This is a genomic window from Cohaesibacter celericrescens (assembly GCF_002866925.1).
Taxonomy (GTDB): Bacteria; Pseudomonadota; Alphaproteobacteria; order Rhizobiales; family Cohaesibacteraceae; genus Cohaesibacter; species Cohaesibacter celericrescens.
Genome location: NZ_PKUQ01000047.1, coordinates 47,450 through 65,395, shown reverse-complemented (window position 1 = coordinate 65,395; position 17,946 = coordinate 47,450). Strand labels below are relative to the sequence as shown.

Annotated in this window: 14 protein-coding genes; 8 read left to right on the top strand and 6 right to left on the bottom strand. The window is 52.1% G+C overall.

Features of this window, described 5'->3' with window-relative positions:
• Position 1: 1 nt before the first annotated feature.
• Together C0081_RS18440 and C0081_RS18435 are read left to right on the top strand one after the other, a co-directional pair.
• Positions 2-2,263: an efflux RND transporter permease subunit gene (locus C0081_RS18440; RefSeq protein ID WP_101535331.1), complete on the top strand. Its 2,262-nt coding sequence runs from the start codon at positions 2-4 to the stop codon at positions 2,261-2,263.
• On the top strand, positions 2,260-2,790 hold the full coding sequence (locus tag C0081_RS18435; protein WP_101535330.1) for a hypothetical protein: 531 nt from the start codon (positions 2,260-2,262) through the stop codon (positions 2,788-2,790). The genes C0081_RS18440 and C0081_RS18435 overlap by 4 nt, the downstream gene beginning before the upstream one ends.
• Positions 2,791-2,817: 27 nt before the next feature.
• Here C0081_RS18435 and C0081_RS18430 read toward each other — a convergent pair whose 3' ends face one another.
• The 5 genes from C0081_RS18430 to C0081_RS18410 all read right to left on the bottom strand — a co-directional run bounded on the left by C0081_RS18430 (position 2,818) and on the right by C0081_RS18410 (position 8,576).
• Positions 2,818-3,504 carry a pseudouridine synthase gene (locus C0081_RS18430; RefSeq protein ID WP_180966960.1) on the bottom strand — a complete coding sequence of 229 codons (687 nt, stop codon included), beginning with the start codon at positions 3,502-3,504 and terminating at the stop codon, positions 2,818-2,820.
• 84 nt (positions 3,505-3,588) lie between these two features.
• Entirely contained in the window at positions 3,589-4,998 is a 1,410-nt protein-coding gene (lpdA, locus tag C0081_RS18425; protein WP_101535329.1) for a dihydrolipoyl dehydrogenase, read from the bottom strand.
• A 10-nt stretch (positions 4,999-5,008) separates the two neighbouring features.
• Entirely contained in the window at positions 5,009-6,331 is a 1,323-nt protein-coding gene (locus C0081_RS18420) for a dihydrolipoamide acetyltransferase family protein (protein WP_101535328.1), read from the bottom strand.
• Positions 6,331-7,347: an alpha-ketoacid dehydrogenase subunit beta gene (locus C0081_RS18415; RefSeq protein WP_101535327.1), complete on the bottom strand. Its 1,017-nt coding sequence runs from the start codon at positions 7,345-7,347 to the stop codon at positions 6,331-6,333. Before C0081_RS18415 ends, C0081_RS18420 begins: the two co-directional genes overlap by 1 nt.
• 2 nt (positions 7,348-7,349) lie before the next feature.
• Positions 7,350-8,576 (bottom strand): 3-methyl-2-oxobutanoate dehydrogenase (2-methylpropanoyl-transferring) subunit alpha, encoded by a 1,227-nt coding sequence (locus tag C0081_RS18410; protein WP_101535326.1) that lies wholly within the window; start codon positions 8,574-8,576, stop codon positions 7,350-7,352.
• Positions 8,577-9,263: 687 nt separating this feature from the next.
• Between C0081_RS18410 and C0081_RS18405 the strand changes: the two genes are divergently transcribed.
• The 6 genes from C0081_RS18405 to C0081_RS18380 all read left to right on the top strand — a co-directional run bounded on the left by C0081_RS18405 (position 9,264) and on the right by C0081_RS18380 (position 16,778).
• On the top strand, positions 9,264-9,524 hold the full coding sequence (locus C0081_RS18405; protein WP_101535439.1) for a DUF4212 domain-containing protein: 261 nt from the start codon (positions 9,264-9,266) through the stop codon (positions 9,522-9,524).
• A 23-nt stretch (positions 9,525-9,547) separates the two neighbouring features.
• A complete protein-coding gene (locus C0081_RS18400) occupies positions 9,548-11,323 on the top strand; it encodes a sodium:solute symporter family protein (protein ID WP_101535325.1) in 1,776 nt (591 codons plus the stop codon).
• A 134-nt stretch (positions 11,324-11,457) separates the two neighbouring features.
• Positions 11,458-13,299 (top strand): DUF294 nucleotidyltransferase-like domain-containing protein, encoded by a 1,842-nt coding sequence (locus C0081_RS18395; protein ID WP_101535324.1) that lies wholly within the window; start codon positions 11,458-11,460, stop codon positions 13,297-13,299.
• 164 nt (positions 13,300-13,463) lie between these two features.
• Complete coding sequence (locus C0081_RS18390; RefSeq protein WP_101535323.1) at positions 13,464-13,982, top strand: hypothetical protein; 519 nt, start codon at positions 13,464-13,466, stop codon at positions 13,980-13,982.
• Between the two features lie 240 nt (positions 13,983-14,222).
• On the top strand, positions 14,223-14,600 hold the full coding sequence (locus C0081_RS18385; RefSeq protein WP_101535322.1) for a response regulator transcription factor: 378 nt from the start codon (positions 14,223-14,225) through the stop codon (positions 14,598-14,600).
• 30 nt (positions 14,601-14,630) lie between these two features.
• On the top strand, positions 14,631-16,778 hold the full coding sequence (locus C0081_RS18380; RefSeq protein WP_101535321.1) for an exonuclease domain-containing protein: 2,148 nt from the start codon (positions 14,631-14,633) through the stop codon (positions 16,776-16,778).
• On the opposite strand, the gene C0081_RS18375 is transcribed toward C0081_RS18380, so the two are convergent.
• Positions 16,775-17,737 carry a DMT family transporter gene (locus C0081_RS18375; RefSeq protein ID WP_245417996.1) on the bottom strand — a complete coding sequence of 321 codons (963 nt, stop codon included), beginning with the start codon at positions 17,735-17,737 and terminating at the stop codon, positions 16,775-16,777. The genes C0081_RS18380 and C0081_RS18375 overlap by 4 nt on opposite strands.
• Between the last annotated feature and the right edge of the window lie 209 nt (positions 17,738-17,946).

Below are 17,946 nucleotides of genomic sequence, written 5' to 3'. Positions count from 1 at the left end.
TATGCAAAGCCTTGGTCTGAAGCGTTTGGCCCCCAAAATCGCCAAGCACCCCCGGCGAATTGCCTTCCTTTTGCTCGCAATCACGGTATTGTCCACGGTGCTATTGGTTGCCAAAACCAAATTCACTGGCGACATCACCGAAAATCTACGTAACAATTCAGAGACATACCGTTCGTTTCAGCTGCTTGAAAAACAATTTCATCCCTTTTCTCGAGACGAAAGTCTGCTCATCCGAAGCGCCGACCTGTCCAAGCCAGAAACCTATCAGAAATTTCAGGATTTTTTGCTAGACCTGCAATTTGCATCCCAAGTGCAAGCCGCTTTTTCAATTTTCAGCCTTCCCGACATCCCAAATGTCGCACAAGGTGAAGGCATGGTCGTTTACAAGCCGGAACCGAGCAACCCTGCTTTTTTCCTGACAACAACCAACCAACTGCACCGGCCCGCAAAAGAACGGCTCACGACATTGCGCCAATCGATCCCGCTCGCCGATAAAATGCTCAGCGAAGACCTGACCGCAACGATTGTTATGCTGATGCTGAGCCCCGCAGAGCCGGATCAGCCCATAGGCCTCACCCCGAAGAATCAGGATGAAATCCGCAGCCTTGCCGCCCCCTATTCTGATGCCTTCACCATTTCCTTTATAGGCATCCCGGAAATTCAGCGCACAATCCGCACCACTTTGAACAAAGATCAAAAAACCCTGACCATTGCATCAACACTGCTATGCATCCTGATTGCATGGAGCATTTTCCGCTCATGGCGCGGCGCCTTGATCTGCTCGGTCCCACCCATCATCGGCGTGATCTGGTATCTGGGGTTCTTGGCAATATTTGGTATTCCGATTGATTTTCTAACCAGTGTCGTTCCGACCATGGTCATTGTCATCGCCTTTGCTGATGGTGTGCATTTGTACATGTCCATCCAGCGAAAGCGGACAGAAGATCATAACACTGCGAGTGCCATAAGCTATGGCATTGCAACCACAGGACCGGCCTGTTTTCTGGCCAGTCTGACCACGGCTCTGGCCTTTGTCGGCATTGGTCTGGGCGGGGCCGAGACAATGCATCGTTTGTCCGTCACAGGAGCCGTTGGCATTATGCTGGCCTTCCTGTCGGTTCTTTTTGTGCTGCCGACGCTGGCCCATTTCCTGCTGGATCAGGACAAAGAGGCAAAGGCACTTGCGCCACGCATCCTTAATAAACCCGGTCGGCCGGCTGTTTGGCTGGCGTCTCGTCATCGCGGCGCTGTCTTAATATTCTCGGCTATACTGTCCGGCTTCCTCATCGCCATTCACATCGCCCTGCCAGCCAGTTTTCGCGTTACAGACTATCTATCTGAAGACGTTCCGATCCGACAAAACGAGATTTTCGTCGAACAAAAGATGGGCGGCAGTGGCCAGCTCTATGCCATTCTGGCAGACCCCGATGGCAAAAGCGGCCTAAGCCAAAGCGACAGGGAAGACTTCACCGCGATCCTCACCTCGCTTAACAAACAACTCACCAAGCCTATTCAGGCAGAGCCCATTGTGCAGATGATGCGCTATTTGGACGGAACAGCCCTGCCCAAAGACAATATTATGCTAAGTCGCTTCATCAGCCACAATGGTCTTTCTTATCTAATTCCGATCCCGTTAGGCACCATGCTTGCCGCAGAACAGATCAGCAGCTATACGGACGGCTTGTTGGCACAACTGGAGGCAGATGGCTTATCCGGCAAAGTCAAACTTGCAGGCCTGTCTTTGTTGACAGCCAAGGAAACACCAAAACTCATTAGCGACCTGCGCACTGGGCTGATCAGCGCCGTGTTAATCGTCATTCTGTCGATCATGATTATCATGCGTTCGGTTCGCGTCGGGCTGGCCTTCATGTTGCCAAACCTCATTCCGATATTGACGGTTGAAGCCTATTTCTGGGTAATCGACAAACCGCTAAGCATGACCGCCGTGATTGCCTTGACGATTGCCTTTGGCATAGCGGTCGACAATTCCATTCATCTACTCAACCAATATCGCCTAGCCCAGAGCACCCATCAAGATATCCTGCCAAACGATGCCATGGCCCACGCCATATGGGCTATCACACCTGCGTTTCTGGCAACAACCTTGCTGCTAGTCGCTGGCCTTAGTATGACGCAACTCAGTGGATTGCCATCTGTCGTGCTCTTTGGACAATTGGTCATCACGGCCCTATTTGTGGCTCTTTTGGCTGATTTATATATATTGCCCAGTTTTTTGCTTGCCTTGGAAAGAAAATCAAAATGAGATTTTTGCGTCCGTCTTTTGCCCTCAGTGTCCTTGTTCTCGGCTTCACGCTGACAATCTTTCTCTGCTTCACGCTGACAATCTCAAACGCTAACGCCAGCAGTTTCCTGCACAAACTTGACGGCGATTGGAGAGGCAGGGGCACCCTGAAAACCCATGGCGAGACTCCGAAAAAAGAGGCGCTCGCCTGCCGCATCAGCGCAAAATACAACCAGGACAAAAGCAATCTTGCGATTAGCGGGCGATGTGGCGCTGCGGCTGGAACCACAAGTTTTCAATCCACACTGATAGAAACGAGCAATGGGACCGTGACCGGCAAGCCCATATTGCAACGCGGAGACTTGGCCAAGATTACCCTAACCGGCAAGACCAAATCGACAAGCCTGAAGCTGGTTGGAGCGGATGATAAAAACCAGATTCATGTCACTTTCATTTTGCAAGGGGACAGAAAATTCCAATCCCAATCGGGGCGAAGCCAAGCGGGAAAAGCGATCAATACATTGGTCATTAACTGGAAAAAGCAATAGCAACCAAACATCCACCGAAACAAAAGCCTATGCAAAGGGGCACGGGCTTTCAAACTCGATCCAGTCACTATTGACGGGATGAATGAGCCGAAGGCGTTCGGCGTGCAGCAGCAAACGCTCAGAGGATTGCAGGGCGTCGCCCGTGGCATAAAAGCGATCTCCCATGATCACATGCCCAAGACTAAGCATATGCACCCGCAATTGATGGGACCTTCCGGTATGAGGCGTCAACCGGACCAGCGTACTGCGTTCATCTCTGTCGAGCACTTGCCAGTGCGTTTGAGCAGATTTGCCCCGTTCAAAGCAAACCTTCTGTTTTGGACGGCTAGGCCAATCGCAAATCAGCGGCAGATCGACAGATCCTTCGTCTTGTGCCATCACGCCCCAAACGCGCGCCACATAACTTTTCTCAATCTTGCGTTTTTCAAACTGACGCCCCAGCCCCTTATGGCTGAAATGATCCCGCGCCAGCACCATCAGGCCTGATGTATCCATATCGAGCCGGTGCACAATACGACTGTCGCCGAGCACCCGTTGCGCGCGATACTCAAGACAATCCCAATGCTCCTCTGCCTTGCCGGGCACACTGAGCAAGCCAGACGGCTTGTCGACAATGGCAATATTCAGGTCCTGATGGAGCACACTAAGATAGGGCTCCAAAGGCGGGGCATAATCAATCATCGGCGGGGTCAGGCTGGGCGGATGTACTGTCATGTGCCTCATATGCACGAGCACAACATGATCGTCAATATCTCACCATCAGCCCGTTGCCAAGTCTGCCCTTGTCCCCACCTCTCATCACATATGCAGTGGTTGCCCCATTGCAGCAAAGGCTGCTTCTTGCAAGGCCTCTCCTTGCGTTGGATGGGCATGAATGGTGCCAGCAATATCATCCAGCCGCGCACCCATTTCCAAGGCAAGCCCAAAGGCTGCCGACAGTTCCGCCACCCCGCGCCCAACCGCCTGAATGCCCAACACAACCTGATTGTCCTTGCGCGCGACAACACGCACAAAGCCGATCTCGGCCTCGGTTGCCATCGCCCGACCATTGGCCGCAAAGGGGAACTGCCCAACCACTGTCTCAAAACCAGCCGCAATGGCCTCTTGCGGCGACAAACCAGCGCTCACCACTTCAGGGTCCGTAAAACAGATCGCGGGGATACAAACCGTATCGAACCGCCGCATTTTACCAGCAACAATGTCGGCCACCAGCTCCCCTTGCGCGATAGCGCGGTGGGCCAGCATAGGTTCCCCTGTAACATCGCCAATAGCAAACACATCTGTCATCGAAGTGCGGCATTGGTCATCGATGGCGATAAATCCATCCCGCATGGTGAGATAGAGGTTGCTTGCCCCCCAACCATCCAACCGCGGTTTGCGCCCAACCGTCACCAAGACCTTGTCGCTAGGCAAGGATACTTCCCTGCCATCAGAAAGATCGACCAACAAACAAGCCCCATCCTGCGTAAGTTGTTTGGCCTTTGCTCCGGTCAGAATCTCCACGCCAAGCTCTTTGAGAGAAGCCTCGACAACCTTCGTGATGTCGCGATCATAATGCGGCAAAAGGTGATCAGCGGACTCCACAACAGTGACATGCGAGCCGAGTTTGGCAAAAGCGGTACCCAATTCCAGACCGATATACCCACCACCCACGACCACAAGCTGCTTTGGCACCTCTTCAAGCGCCAAAGCCTCGGTCGAGGACAGGATTTTGCCACCAAACGGCAAGGACGCCAATGCGACCGGCTCGGATCCGGTGGCCAAAACCACATGCTCACCATGTATCAGGATCGGCCCCTCTTCCTGCATCACCTCGCAGGTCTTGCCATCCAGCATCCCTCCCCACCCCGTGACACGCTCAACGCCAGCCTTCAGCATCAGACCTTCGACACCCTTGTTCAACCTGCCAACAATGCCGTCTTTCCAGCCGATGGTCTTGGCAAGATCAATAGATGGCGTTGCAAGCGAGATACCCAGCACGTTTTGCCCACCCTCAAGACCTTTGGTCTTGTGAAACACCTCAGCGGCATGAATCAGAGCCTTGGAAGGGATACAGCCGACATTGAGACAGGTGCCTCCAGCCTTTGCGCCTTCCACGATGATAACCTTTAACCCTGCCTGTCCGGCACGAATAGCCGCCGTATAACCACCCGGCCCCGCGCCCAAAATCAGCAGATCGCAGCTTTTTGCTCCCTGTATTTTGTTCATGATCTGCTCCCTATTCTACAAACAACAATGCCGGATGCTCCAGCAGGCTTTTGATCTTCTGAATGAAAACAGCCGCATCCCATCCGTCAATTATGCGGTGGTCAAAACTGGAAGACAGATTCATGATTTGACGCGGCACAAACGCCCCATCCAGATAAACCGGACGCACGGCAATCTTGTTGACACCGACAATCGCCACTTCAGGGCTGTTGATCACTGGCGTTGAGACGATGCCGCCCATGGCACCAAGGCTGGAAAGCGTTATGGTGGAACCGGTCAATTCCTCGCGGGTAATCGAGCCATCCCGTGCGATCCCTGCCAAACGGCTGATTTCTTCGGCCAAGGCCCGTACCCCCCGGGCTTCGGCATGATGCACAACCGGCACCATCAAACCGCTATCGGTCTGGGTGGCCATGCCGATATGCACCGCTTCATATTGTTTCACAACATTTTGCTCGTCATCAAAATGCGCACTGATTTTCGGCACCTCCCGTGCAGCCAAAACCATCGCCCGCATGACAAATGGCAAGATAGTGAGTTTAACCTGCCCCGCCTTGTCAGCATCATTCATATGCTTACGCAATTTTTCCAGTTCACTCACATCCACTTCTTCCACATAGGTGATGTGGGGAATGCGACTCTTGGCGTCCTGCATCCGCTCAGCGATTTTGCGCCGCAGGCCAATGACCTTCCATTCTTCAACGCCCGTCTTGATCGGATCAATGGCCACACTCAGTTGAGGAGTGACAGCATTGCCCCCATCCAGATAAGCATCCAGATCAGAGTGCGTGATGCGTCCCGCAGGTCCCGACCCTGCCACATAGGCCAGCCGCACACCGGCATCCATCGCACGGCGGCGCACACTGGGCGAGGCCAAGGGCTTTTCACCCACGGCCCGAGGTGCCGAAGGCACAACAACACGGGTTGGCAACGGGGCTGCCACCGGCGTCATCGCTTCCATTGCCGCCGCCTGCAACGGTTCCTTTGGGTCTGCGTCCCTCACTGAAGGCTTGCTATCCTCAACCACGGAAGGGTTTTCCGGAACCGGCACATCTGCGGCCGCCTCTTCAACGTCCACAGAATTGCCGTCGCCATCCACCTCCAACTCAATAATAACAGAGCCCACAGGGGTCATTGCGCCCAAGTCCCCGTTCAGAGCCGAGATTGTACCGGTGACAGGCGATGGAATTTCGACGGTGGCCTTATCGGTCATCACCGCGGCCAAAATGTCGTCTTCCTTGACAAAGTCACCGACAGCCACGGTCCATTCAACGATCTCGGCTTCGGTTATGCCCTCGCCGACATCTGGCATTTTTATGGTATGACGTGCCATCAGATTTCCTCCATCATCGCAACAAGCGCCTTGCCCACACGCTTGGGGCCGGGGAAATAGTCCCATTCCTGCGCATGCGGATAAGGGGTGTCCCAGCCGGTCACCCGCTCGATAGGCACTTCAAGGTGATAAAAACAACGTTCCTGCACTTGCGCGGCCAGCTCGGCACCAAACCCAGATGTCAGGGTTGCCTCATGCACGATCATGCAGCGTCCGGTTTTGTTGACCGATGTTTCGATGGTTTCAATATCCATTGGCAACAGGCTGCGTAGATCGATGATTTCGGCATCAATGCCTGTCTCATTCACCGCCGCCTCGGCGACATACACCATCGTGCCATAGGCCAGAATAGTGACATCCTGCCCTTCTCGCCGAACAGCAGCTTTGCCGATTGGCACCGTATAATGCCCTTGCGGCACTTCTCCCCATGCATGCCCGGCCCAGCTTTGTGACGGGCGTTCATGATGGCCATCAAACGGGCCGTTATAAAGCCGTTTGGGTTCAAAAAAGATAACAGGATCATCATCTTCAATGGCTGAAATCAACAAGCCCTTTGCATCATAAGGATTGGAGGGGATGACGGTTTTGAGACCGGCCACATGCGTAAACAACGCCTCGGGGCTTTGGCTATGTGTCTGACCACCAAAAATCCCACCACCACAGGGCGTGCGAATGGTAATCGGAGCCGTAAAATCGCCAGCGGACCGATAGCGAAGACGCGCAGCTTCTGAGACAATCTGGTCATAGGCGGGATAGATATAATCGGCAAACTGCACTTCAACACAGGGGCGAAGACCATAAGCCGCCATACCGATGCCAACACCAACAATGCCACTTTCATTGATCGGGCAGTCGAACACGCGGTTTGTGCCATATTTTTCTTGCAAACCAGCAGTACAGCGGAACACGCCACCGAAATAGCCGACATCCTCACCAAAGACCACGACGTCTTTGTCCTGACCCATTTTGATATCCATCGCATCACGGATGGCTTCTACCATTGTCATCTCGGCCATCATTACACTCCCAGCTTCTGGCGCTGCTCGCGCAAATGCGGTGGCATTTCTTTATACACATCTTCAAATATGTCTCGGGCGGTCGACCCTTGCCCCATCACCCCGAAGGATTCAGCTTCTTTGGTTGCGGCCCGAACCTCTTCTTCATATTCTGCTTCGGCTTGAACATGACGTTCCTCGCTCCACTGTCCTGCCTTGATGAGATGGTTTTTCAATCGCAGCACCGGATCGCCCAGTGGCCACGCATCAGATTCCTTGCGCGGACGATAGCGAGACGGATCGTCAGATGTAGAATGGGGGGCAACCCGGTAGGTCACCCACTCGATCATCGTAGGCCCAAGGTTGCGCCGCGCCCGTTCCACCGCCCAGCGGGAGACATTATAGACAGCAATAAAATCATTACCGTCAACACGCAGTGACGGGATGCCGAAACCATGCGCCCGTTCCGCAAATGTGGCCGAGTCACCACCAGCGAGCCCCTGAAAGGACGAGATAGCCCATTGGTTATTAACCACATTGAGCACCACAGGCGGCTTGTAGACAGAGGCATTGACCAATGCAGCGTGAAAATCATTCTCTGCGGTTGACCCGTCGCCAATCCAGGCCGTCGCGATTTTGGTATCGCCCTTAATCGCAGAGGCCATCGCCCAGCCAACCGCATGCACATATTGGGTCCCCAGATTGCCCGAAATTGTGAAAAACCCGTGTTCTTTTGAACTGTAGAGAATCGGCAGCTGTCGCCCATGCAAGGGATCCTTAGCATTGGAAAGGATCTGACAGATCATTTTGACCAATGGATAATCCTGACACAGCAGCAATCCTTGTTGGCGGTAGGTCGGGAAATTCATATCCCCGGGCGACAGGGCCAGCTGTTGCCCCACCGTGATCGCCTCTTCACCGGTGCATTTCATGTAAAAGGATGTTTTGCCCTGCCTCTGCAGTGTCATCATGCGCTCGTCAAAAGCGCGGGTGCGGATCATGCTTTTGAGACCATGCAGAACCACCCCGTCCTCAATCGGATCAGCCCATTCCCCAACGGCCTCCCCGTCCCGGTTCAGCACTCGGATCATGGTTGTCGCGAGATCTTTGATTTCCTTGGGATCCACATCAACATCAGGTTTACGAACGGCGCCCGCTTTGGGCACTTTCAAATAGGAAAAATCAGGTTCATCTCCCGGTCGCCCTGCGGGCTCTGGAACATAAAATTTCAATGGGCCATAGTCGGACATGGTGCACTTCCTCCCTTGCGCAGCTGTCGATTACGTCAGCATTCTTGTCCTATTATGCCACACCAAAGAAAAATGAAATCGCTTATTAATTCTAATTATGCGAGAAAAATGAGAATATATAATCTCAATAATCCCCAAATATTGGATTATATATATTGATTGCTTTACATATTTAAAATTTAAATCTCCCTCCATTCAGATACCAACCAAGCCATCGACAGGGTGCCTATTGAAAGCCTCGTCCGTTGGGAAGAACCGTAAAACCAAATTCACTTCGCAGCGCGTCAAGATTAACCATCATCATCTCGCACTTGCAGCAAAATATATCTGAAGATTATACTTTAAGATTAAAACCATTCAAAACAACAATCAGGCAATCTTCTTTTAGAATTATTTCAGATCAAATAGTATAACGCCACGAAGACCTTCGCGACTAAAGGATGATGGAATTATACGAAACATTAATTGAATTTAACTCAGCACTTATTTTACTTAGAGACACCGCTAGGAGGCTTAGTCAAAAGCCCCTGGCTCTTGTCACTAACACGACCTTGATGGAATTTGGCAGCAGCGAGAAAGTCTGGGAGCAGGAGAAAACCGCTCCCGCATAAAGACCGTTCTGCAACCAAGACATAAAGGTTACCTGGAACATGAACCGACAACTGGTTCAGCACCATGGGGGGAATTATGGCCGAGAATAATGACAACGGACAAGCTTATTGGAAAGCCAACATCAACCTCATCACGATTTGCCTAATTATCTGGTTCGTGGTGTCGTTTGGCTTTGGTCTACTTCTTCGTCCTGCTCTGTCAGGCATTGCGGTCGGTGGTACCGACTTGGGATTTTGGTTTGCTCAACAGGGATCTATCTATGTGTTCCTCGGGCTCATCTTCTTCTATGCAATTCGCATGAATACCATCGACAAAAAATTTGGTGTCGAAGAGTAATATAGGACAGCGGAGCGAGACTTATGGAACTTCAAACTCTTACCTACATCGTTGTGGGCGCGTCCTTTGCGCTTTATATTGGCATCGCTTTTTGGGCGCGCGCCAGCACAACAGGTGAATTTTACGCTGCTGGCCGCGGCATTCACCCAGTTGCCAACGGCATGGCAACGGCTGCTGACTGGATGTCAGCTGCTTCCTTCATCTCCATGGCGGGTCTGATCGCCTTTAACGGTTATGGTGCATCTGTTTTCTTGATGGGCTGGACCGGCGGTTATGTTCTTCTGGCTATGCTGCTTGCCCCTTACCTGCGTAAGTTCGGCAAGTTCACCGTGCCTGAGTTCATCGGCGATCGCTTCTACTCCTCCACAGCACGTATCGTTGCCGTGGCTTGCTTGATCATTTGCTCCATCACCTATGTGATTGGCCAGATGAAAGGCGTTGGCGTTGCTTTCTCCCGTTTCCTCGAAGTAGATGCATCCACCGGCCTGCTGATTGGTACTGGTATCGTGTTTCTGTACGCTGTGCAGGGTGGCATGAAAGGCATCACATACACACAAATCGCCCAATATTGCGTTTTGATCTTGGCCTACACTGTTCCTGCCGTCTTTATCTCCATGGAACTGACCGGCAACGTCCTGCCGCAGTTGGGCCTGTTCGGTGATCACGCAGCTTCCGGCACACCGCTGTTGACCAAACTTGATCTGATCGTTACGGATCTGGGCTTCAACGAATATACCGCCGACACGACCAATCGACTCAACATGTTCATGTACACCCTGTCCCTGATGATCGGTACAGCTGGTCTGCCGCATGTTATCATCCGCTTCTTCACCGTGCCTAAAGTATCTGACGCCCGTTGGACTGCTGGTTGGTCTTTGGTCTTCATCGCGATCCTCTACACCACCGCTCCTGGCGTTGGCGCAATGGCTCGCATGAACCTGATGGACACCATTCAGCCAGGCGCAGTTGGCGCAGTTGACGGCAACCTCGAATATGAAGCCCGTCCAGACTGGTTCAAAAACTGGGAAACAACTGGCCTGCTGAAGTTTGAAGACAAAAATGGTGACGGCCGCATCCAGTATTACAACGACAAATCAGACGCTTTCAAAACCAAAGCTGATGAATTTGGCTGGAAGGGCAACGAACTGAGCGTGGACCGTGACATTATGGTTCTGGCCAATCCAGAAATCGCCAAGCTGCCCAACTGGGTTATCGCTTTGGTGGCTGCTGGTGGTCTAGCTGCGGCTCTGTCAACGGCTGCGGGTCTGTTGATGGCTATCTCTTCTGCAGTCTCTCATGACTTGATGAAAGGCACCTTCACACCAAACATCTCCGAGAAAAAAGAACTTCTGTACGCCCGTGTTTCCATGGGTGTTGCAATTTGTATCGCAGCCTATCTCGGCCTGAACCCTCCTGGCTTTGCAGCTCAGGTGGTCGCACTGGCCTTTGGTCTTGCAGCGTCGTCAATCTTCCCTGCTCTGATGATGGGTATTTTCTCCAAGCGGATCAACTCCAAAGGCGCTATCTTTGGAATGCTCGCAGGTATCCTCTCCACTCTGCTGTACATCTTTATGTACAAAGGTTGGTTCTTCATTCCGGGCACTGCAATGCTGGCCAATACAACGGACAACCATTTCATGGGTATTGCTCCTGAAGCCTTTGGCGCAATCGGCGCGATGATCAACTTCGCTGTTGCCTACGCCGTATCTTCCGCTACTGAAGAGCCACCTCAGGAAATTCAGGATCTCGTTGAAAGCATCCGCATTCCAAAAGGGTCTGGCGCTGCGATTGATCACTGAGATTAACCGGCTTGATTTTCCTATATCTTAAGGAAGACCAATGCCCTTGATCAAATAACTCTGTGAGATCCCGCCGACATTTTTCGGCGGGATCTTTTTATATCGGCCATAAGCTTTTTAGGAAGGAACACTCAATGAGCGAGATCGACTTTGCAGACTTTGCTGCTCACCGGCATCCTTTTGACTTGCTTGAAATGAGCCGACTGGAAGAGATTGCCAAATCAACCTCCTGCTTTAAGGCCCCAAAAGGCGAAATAATCCTTGAAATCGGTCAACCGGTTCTCGGACTGTGCCTGATCATGTCTGGTGCTGTTGACCTGATCACACCAGAAGACAACGTGCTGCTGCATCTCAACGTTGGCAATTGCTTTGGTGAGAGAGCATTGCTCAACAATGAAGGCGCCCCCAACAGAGCGGTCGCCAGCGAAGACACCCTATACTTCAGCATCCCGAAGGTCCTGTTCGATCAAATCATCAAGGAGACTCCTTCATTCCACGCCTATTTCGATAGCTCCCTTGCCAAACGCAAGGCCAAACCGCACACACCCGACCAGACCACCAGTCTGATTTCCATGACAGTTGGTGAATTGATGACGCCTAATCCCATCACCATCAATCCAACCGCAACGGTGATGCAAGCAGCTCAGGTCATGGCGGAAAAGAATATTTCCTGCGTCCTGATAACCGAGAATGACAGCCTGACCGGCATCCTCACCTCAGGCGATCTGACCCACCGTGTGGTGGCCAAAGGGCGCCCACTGGATAGTCCAGTCCGAGAGGTCATGACCCCGACCCCATTTACACTGGGCCCAGATTCACTGGGGTTTGACGCCATGATGGCAATGACGGAACGATCCCATACCCATCTCCCGATCATCAAAAACAACAAACTTGTCGGCATCCTGACAAACACCAACCTTGTACGGCAACAAGCCGTTTCTGCGCCGTTCCTGATTGGTGACATCCAACGGCAGTCTGACTTTGCAAGCCTGAACAAGATCGTCGCGAAGGTACCGCAAATGCTAGCCCAATTGGTCGGCAGCGGTGTGGAGGCCCATCACATCGGACGCATTGTCACCAATGTGACCGACAGCTTGACCAGACGCTTGGTGCATTTGGCAGAAGGCAAATTTGGTCCGGCACCAGTCCCCTATCTGTGGCTGGCATGCGGATCCCAAGGCAGGCAAGAGCAAACCGGCGTTTCTGACCAAGACAATTGCCTCATATTGGATGATCGCTACAACGCCCAAGATCACGCGGCTTATTTCAAGCAGTTTGCCCAATATGTCTCGGACGGGCTTGATGCCTGCGGGTTTTTCTATTGCCCTGGCGACATGATGGCCACCAACCCGCAATGGTGCCAACCAGCCGCGGTGTGGCGTGGTTATTTTGACACTTGGATCGCAACCCCCGACCCGATGGCGCAAATGCTGGCCAGTGTGATGTTCGACCTCAGACCCATTGTTGGCGACGAAAGCCTGTTTGCGGACATGTATCAAGGAACGCTCGACAAAGCCCAAAAGAACAGTATTTTCCGCGCTCATATGATTTCCAATTCATTGGGCCACACCCCGCCGCTCAGTTTTTTCCGTGGTTTTGCTCTGATCAAAAAGGGTGAGCATAAGGACACAGTTGATCTCAAGCTCAATGGTGTGGTGCCAATCGTCGATCTTGCCCGGGCCTACGCACTACAAGCAGGGATCACAGCCGCCAATACACGCGAACGGTTGATCCTTGCAAAAGAGCACGGCACGCTCAGCGCATCCGGTGCACAAGATCTGATTGACGCCTATGATTTGATCGCAAGCATGCGCTTGGAGCATCAGGCCAAACAAATCCGTGAGGGCCAGAAACCAGACAATTACATGGCACCAGCCAGCCTGTCAGATCTGGAACGCAACCACCTCAAGGATGCCTTCACGGTCATCAAGACGCTTCAGTCAGCTTTGGGCAACAGTCAGGGTGCAAACATCTAACCAGTTTGATAGAATAAGGCGGCAAAAGTCATAAAAATCAATACACTACGAAATACTGCCTTATCAACACCATGCAAAATATGCCACAAGAGCAGTCACAACACCCAAAGGGCTCAGATCCTTTCGGTGCCTGTATGCTAAAACCACATTTAGGAGCCTAAATCATGCTGTTCACTTTGCTCGGAACCCTCATAGCCGGCGTCGGTGCAGCAGGATTCATTGTTCTGGTTTATAAGTATATTTTGCGCAAGCCACGGCCAAAAGCCGCCATTCCCTTTGCTGCTGCGGCTGGAATGATGCTGTTGCAGATCCTTTTGGACTATGGCTGGTACGCGCGGGCTACTGCTGACTTTGGCGAAGATGTTGTCATTCTGCGTTCATCCAAAGGCACCAGCTTGGTGCACCCTTTGTCCTATATCGTGCCACGCACGGATCGTTTTCTGGCGTTTGATAAAAACAGCATCAGAACAAACGACACCCTGCCCGGCATCAAATTGGGTGCGCTGTTTCAAGTTGAAAAAGAGGGACCGACAACTGAAATCCTACAGTTGATCGACTGCTTGCAAGCCCGTCGCGCGGATTGGTCTGGAGAGATGCCGCTTTCATCGCAAGCGATGGCAGAACAAGCCAAGTGGTTTGATCTGGAAAGTGACGATCCGCTTTTTGTTGCAGCTTGCAAATAGCCACTCCATTGGCCTCCAAAAAAACTCCATGTTCATCAACTCCCGCAACGATGGTACCCCAAATGACCAATAGCCTTTCTAAAGTGGAAGCGCCATAATTGCCATAACGCCTATTGGGCACTTACTGGTTGCAGGGATAGTTTTCATTAGCGTGCAGCCAATGCATCCCAATCGCACAGAAATTTCGAATGCATGGGATCAAGATTTCACATTTTTGACGTTTCGCGGAGGCACCACGCAATGACCAAATCTGTTCTTGTGGTAGACGACGAAGCCTCCATTTCCTTTGCGCTTGAACATTTGATGAAATCCGAAGGCTACAATGTCACAACGGCAAATGACGGCAACAAAGCCATAGAGCAAGCAACAACCTCCCGTCCTGACGTTATCCTGCTCGACGTATCCCTCCCCGGCCGCGATGGTTTTGACGTATGCCAAACAATCCACTCCGCCCCAACCACCTGTGATGTAAAGATTATTATGATGAGCGCCCACAGCCGTGACATTGAAATCGAAAAAGGCATGGCGTTGGGCGCAAGCGCCTATTTGACCAAACCGTTTTCAATGGGGATGGTGGCGCAAACGGTACGAGACGTTCTGGCCGGTGATCACAGCTAGTCGATCCAACGCCAAAACGAGGCCAATACAATGATAAATCTCGAAAAACTCAGCCTCCGCCTTCGCATCTTTTTATTTTTTGCGCTTATCGCTCTGGCATCCTGCGTCATCATCGTCGCAGCCCTCTATTTTGCGTTAGGGCGCATCGGCCCGGATGCCCTTCCGCATCTGGTATTGTTTGGCGGCTTGGCCTGCTTTGGGATCATGTTCATCACCGGTTGGGTCTGGCAAAAATTTGATCACCATGTCGCCGCCCCCATCAAACTGATGGTCAAGGATATACGGTCGCTCGTCCACGCGGACGCCCCGCAAAAGATCGACCAAGAGACTGGCAAATATCTGGGTTTTTTAAACCCCGCTATTACCGAAATTTCTAATGCTCTCATTCAGGCCCGCACGGAAACCGACAACCAAATATCCGATGCTGTCGACAATGCAAACAAACAAAAAAGACGTCTTGAAAGCGTGCTCAAAGATCTGGATCAAGGGGTATTGATTTGCAATCTCGAGCATAAAATTCTGCTCTACAACCATCGCGCCCTACAGATACTGCATGTGTCCGGTGAGTTGGGCTTGGGCCGGTCACTATTCTCCGTGGTGTCCGCAGCCCCATTTCGTCACGCACTGGAACGACTCGATCATCGCCTGAAAGAAAACCGACACACACGCCACAATGACGGGCTTAGCCAACTGATCATTGGCACAACCGCAGACGGTAGCCACACGTTGCAAGGGCGCGTGTCTTTGTTGATCAATGATGACGACCGCACACCGAACGGTTTCATGGTCAGTTTTGAAGACATAACCCGCCAACTGGCAGACAATGTCGAGCGGGACAGACTGCTGCATAACGCATTGATAGAACTGCGCCATCCTGCAGCCAATCTTCAAGCCACCGCAGAAATGTTGGCCGGCGACTTCAAACTCGATGCGACAACACGCAAGTCTCTTGAACAGATGATTGCTAGTGAAACTACCAAATTGTCCAAAAAGCTGGAAGAGCTGGACAGCCAATCCCACCAAATGCTGGCCAGCGCTTGGCCCATGAGCGACGTCTATTCTTCTTCGCTGTTCCACTCCATCTTGCGCCGCAACAGCGCTGAAGACGTAACCGTAACATGTGAATTCATTGGTGAACCTGTCTGGCTGCATTGCGATTCGGTGACCATCGTCGAGCTGATAGAGTATATTTTACGCAAAATAAGCAAAGACACTGGCCATCGCGCTTTTCAGCTCAAGGCAACGCAAACCGGCCGCAAAATCTATATCGACTTGCACTGGCATGGCGACCAAGCGCTAACGGTGGCACAAATAAACAGTTGGCTTGATGAACCGCTAGACCCGGACCTTGGCAGCATCACGGGCCGTGATGTTTTAGATCGCCACAAGTCCGACTTCTGGTGTGTTAAAATCCCCAGAGGCACTGTGCATCTGCGCCTTCCATTAAAAACGGCGCGAGACCATCATAGCGACAACCCAATGGAGTTCCAAAGCCAGACCATACCCCAACGACCGGAATTTTATGATTTTGATTTGATGGAACAACGCCACCTGGGCAGCATGGAAGACACGCCCCTGCGTGAGTTGAATTTTGTAGTATTTGATACAGAGACCACCGGCTTGGACCCCTCAAAAGATGAAATGATCTCGATCGCCGGAGTGCGTATCGTCAATGGACGCATTATGTCCGGAGAAGTGTTCGATCACTATATCAATCCAGGGCGAACCATTCCGCCTGCCTCGACCCAAGTCCACCATATCACCAATCAAATGGTCGCAGACGCCCCCGCTGCTACAACAGTGCTGCCCAAGTTCCAATCCTTCGTCAGCGACGCCGTTCTTGTCGCTCACAATGCAGCCTTTGACATGAAATTTCTCAGCCTCAAGCAGGATGAGACCGGCGTCACATTCACCAACCCGGTTTTGGACACAGTCCTATTAGCAGCCCATTTACAAGGTCAAAGCTCAAGCCTTACCCTAGATACACTAGCTGAACAATTTGGCATTGAAATCCCAGTAGATGTGCGCCACACAGCACTGGGAGATTCCATCGCCACGGCAAAACTGCTTTTGTGTCTTATTGATTTGCTGGAGGCGTCCGGTATCACAACCCTTCGAGGAGCCGTGGAAGCCGAGAAAAAGATGGCCGCTATCCGTCGCAAGCAAGCCCAATATTAGCGGTTAGACCGGCTTGGTTTGAACAGGCGCCCGTCGATCGCGGCAAGCCCCAATCCAATCAACACCATGCCCACAAAATGAATCCACTCAAGACGCTCGCCCAAGAACAACGCGCCCAACAGGATTGCAGAGACAGGAACAAGGAAGGTAACCAACAATAAATTGGTAGCCCCAGCCCTCTGTAGGATTTGGAAATAAAGAATATAGGCCAGCGACGTCGACAACAACGCCAATGCGGTGATTGAAGCAGCAACACCAATCGAAGGCATAGGCAATGAAAATGGCGCATCAACAATCAAGGTTATCGGCAACAATATCAAGGTAGAGCCGGTGACTTGCCCCGCAGCTGTGACCACAGGATCAATACCCATAGATTTAAAACGACGCCCAAACACGCCCGCAAAAGCGTAAGACAGCGCCGCGCCTAAAATCGCAACCTGCGCCAAAATTCCGGCACCAAGACCCGACAGAGCATCCACACCAATCATTACCACAACACCAACAAAGCCGACCACGACACCGACAAGCTTACGCCCTGTCATGGGCTCATCATGCAGTACAATACCGGCCACCAAAACAGCAAACAGCGGCGTTGAGGCATTCAAAATCGACGCCAACCCAGAGGCGATGCTGTGTTGCCCCCAAACGATCAAACCAAAGGGCAGCACATTGTTCAACAGCCCCATGGCCAAAAAGGCCAGCCACGCAAGGTGATCGCGCGGCAGCGGGCGCCCCGTCACCAGAATCACAACCCACAGAGCAACAGCAGCCAAGCCGACACGCGCAAATACGATGGTCAGCGTCGGCAATTCCGAGACAGCCACGCCAACAAACAAAAAGGACCCGCCCCACAAAAGGGACAGAAACAACAACATGCCCCATTCAGCGGGGCCCATCATTTGTTTGATCACTTGATCGCGTGGCTTTATTGTTCGCTTTTTGTCCGAATCCGTGGTCATCTTCGTGCCTCTTTTTCCAAGTCCTGTCTCTGCCTATCAGCGATCACATCTTTCTCACACCCGTTTCTTGTGCTAAACAACCGAATCTGAGAAGTTGCCGCTGAAATGCTTTTCCCATGGCACGTATCAGGGCCCTTAGTACAATCAGAAATCAGCTCCGTATCTGAGGTAACGCCCTTTGGGTCAGAGCCTTTTGGATTAGGACAGCC

Coding starts and splice junctions, on each gene's coding strand:
- C0081_RS18440 (WP_101535331.1), top strand. CDS start 2: ATGCAAAGCCTTGGTCTGAAGCGTTTGGCCCCCAAAATCGCCAAGCAC.
- C0081_RS18435 (WP_101535330.1), top strand. CDS start 2,260: ATGAGATTTTTGCGTCCGTCTTTTGCCCTCAGTGTCCTTGTTCTCGGC.
- C0081_RS18430 (WP_180966960.1), bottom strand. CDS start 3,504: ATGACAGTACATCCGCCCAGCCTGACCCCGCCGATGATTGATTATGCC.
- lpdA (WP_101535329.1), bottom strand. CDS start 4,998: ATGAACAAAATACAGGGAGCAAAAAGCTGCGATCTGCTGATTTTGGGC.
- C0081_RS18420 (WP_101535328.1), bottom strand. CDS start 6,331: ATGGCACGTCATACCATAAAAATGCCAGATGTCGGCGAGGGCATAACC.
- C0081_RS18415 (WP_101535327.1), bottom strand. CDS start 7,347: ATGGCCGAGATGACAATGGTAGAAGCCATCCGTGATGCGATGGATATC.
- C0081_RS18410 (WP_101535326.1), bottom strand. CDS start 8,576: ATGTCCGACTATGGCCCATTGAAATTTTATGTTCCAGAGCCCGCAGGG.
- C0081_RS18405 (WP_101535439.1), top strand. CDS start 9,264: ATGGCCGAGAATAATGACAACGGACAAGCTTATTGGAAAGCCAACATC.
- C0081_RS18400 (WP_101535325.1), top strand. CDS start 9,548: ATGGAACTTCAAACTCTTACCTACATCGTTGTGGGCGCGTCCTTTGCG.
- C0081_RS18395 (WP_101535324.1), top strand. CDS start 11,458: ATGAGCGAGATCGACTTTGCAGACTTTGCTGCTCACCGGCATCCTTTT.
- C0081_RS18390 (WP_101535323.1), top strand. CDS start 13,464: ATGCTGTTCACTTTGCTCGGAACCCTCATAGCCGGCGTCGGTGCAGCA.
- C0081_RS18385 (WP_101535322.1), top strand. CDS start 14,223: ATGACCAAATCTGTTCTTGTGGTAGACGACGAAGCCTCCATTTCCTTT.
- C0081_RS18380 (WP_101535321.1), top strand. CDS start 14,631: ATGATAAATCTCGAAAAACTCAGCCTCCGCCTTCGCATCTTTTTATTT.
- C0081_RS18375 (WP_245417996.1), bottom strand. CDS start 17,737: ATGACCACGGATTCGGACAAAAAGCGAACAATAAAGCCACGCGATCAA.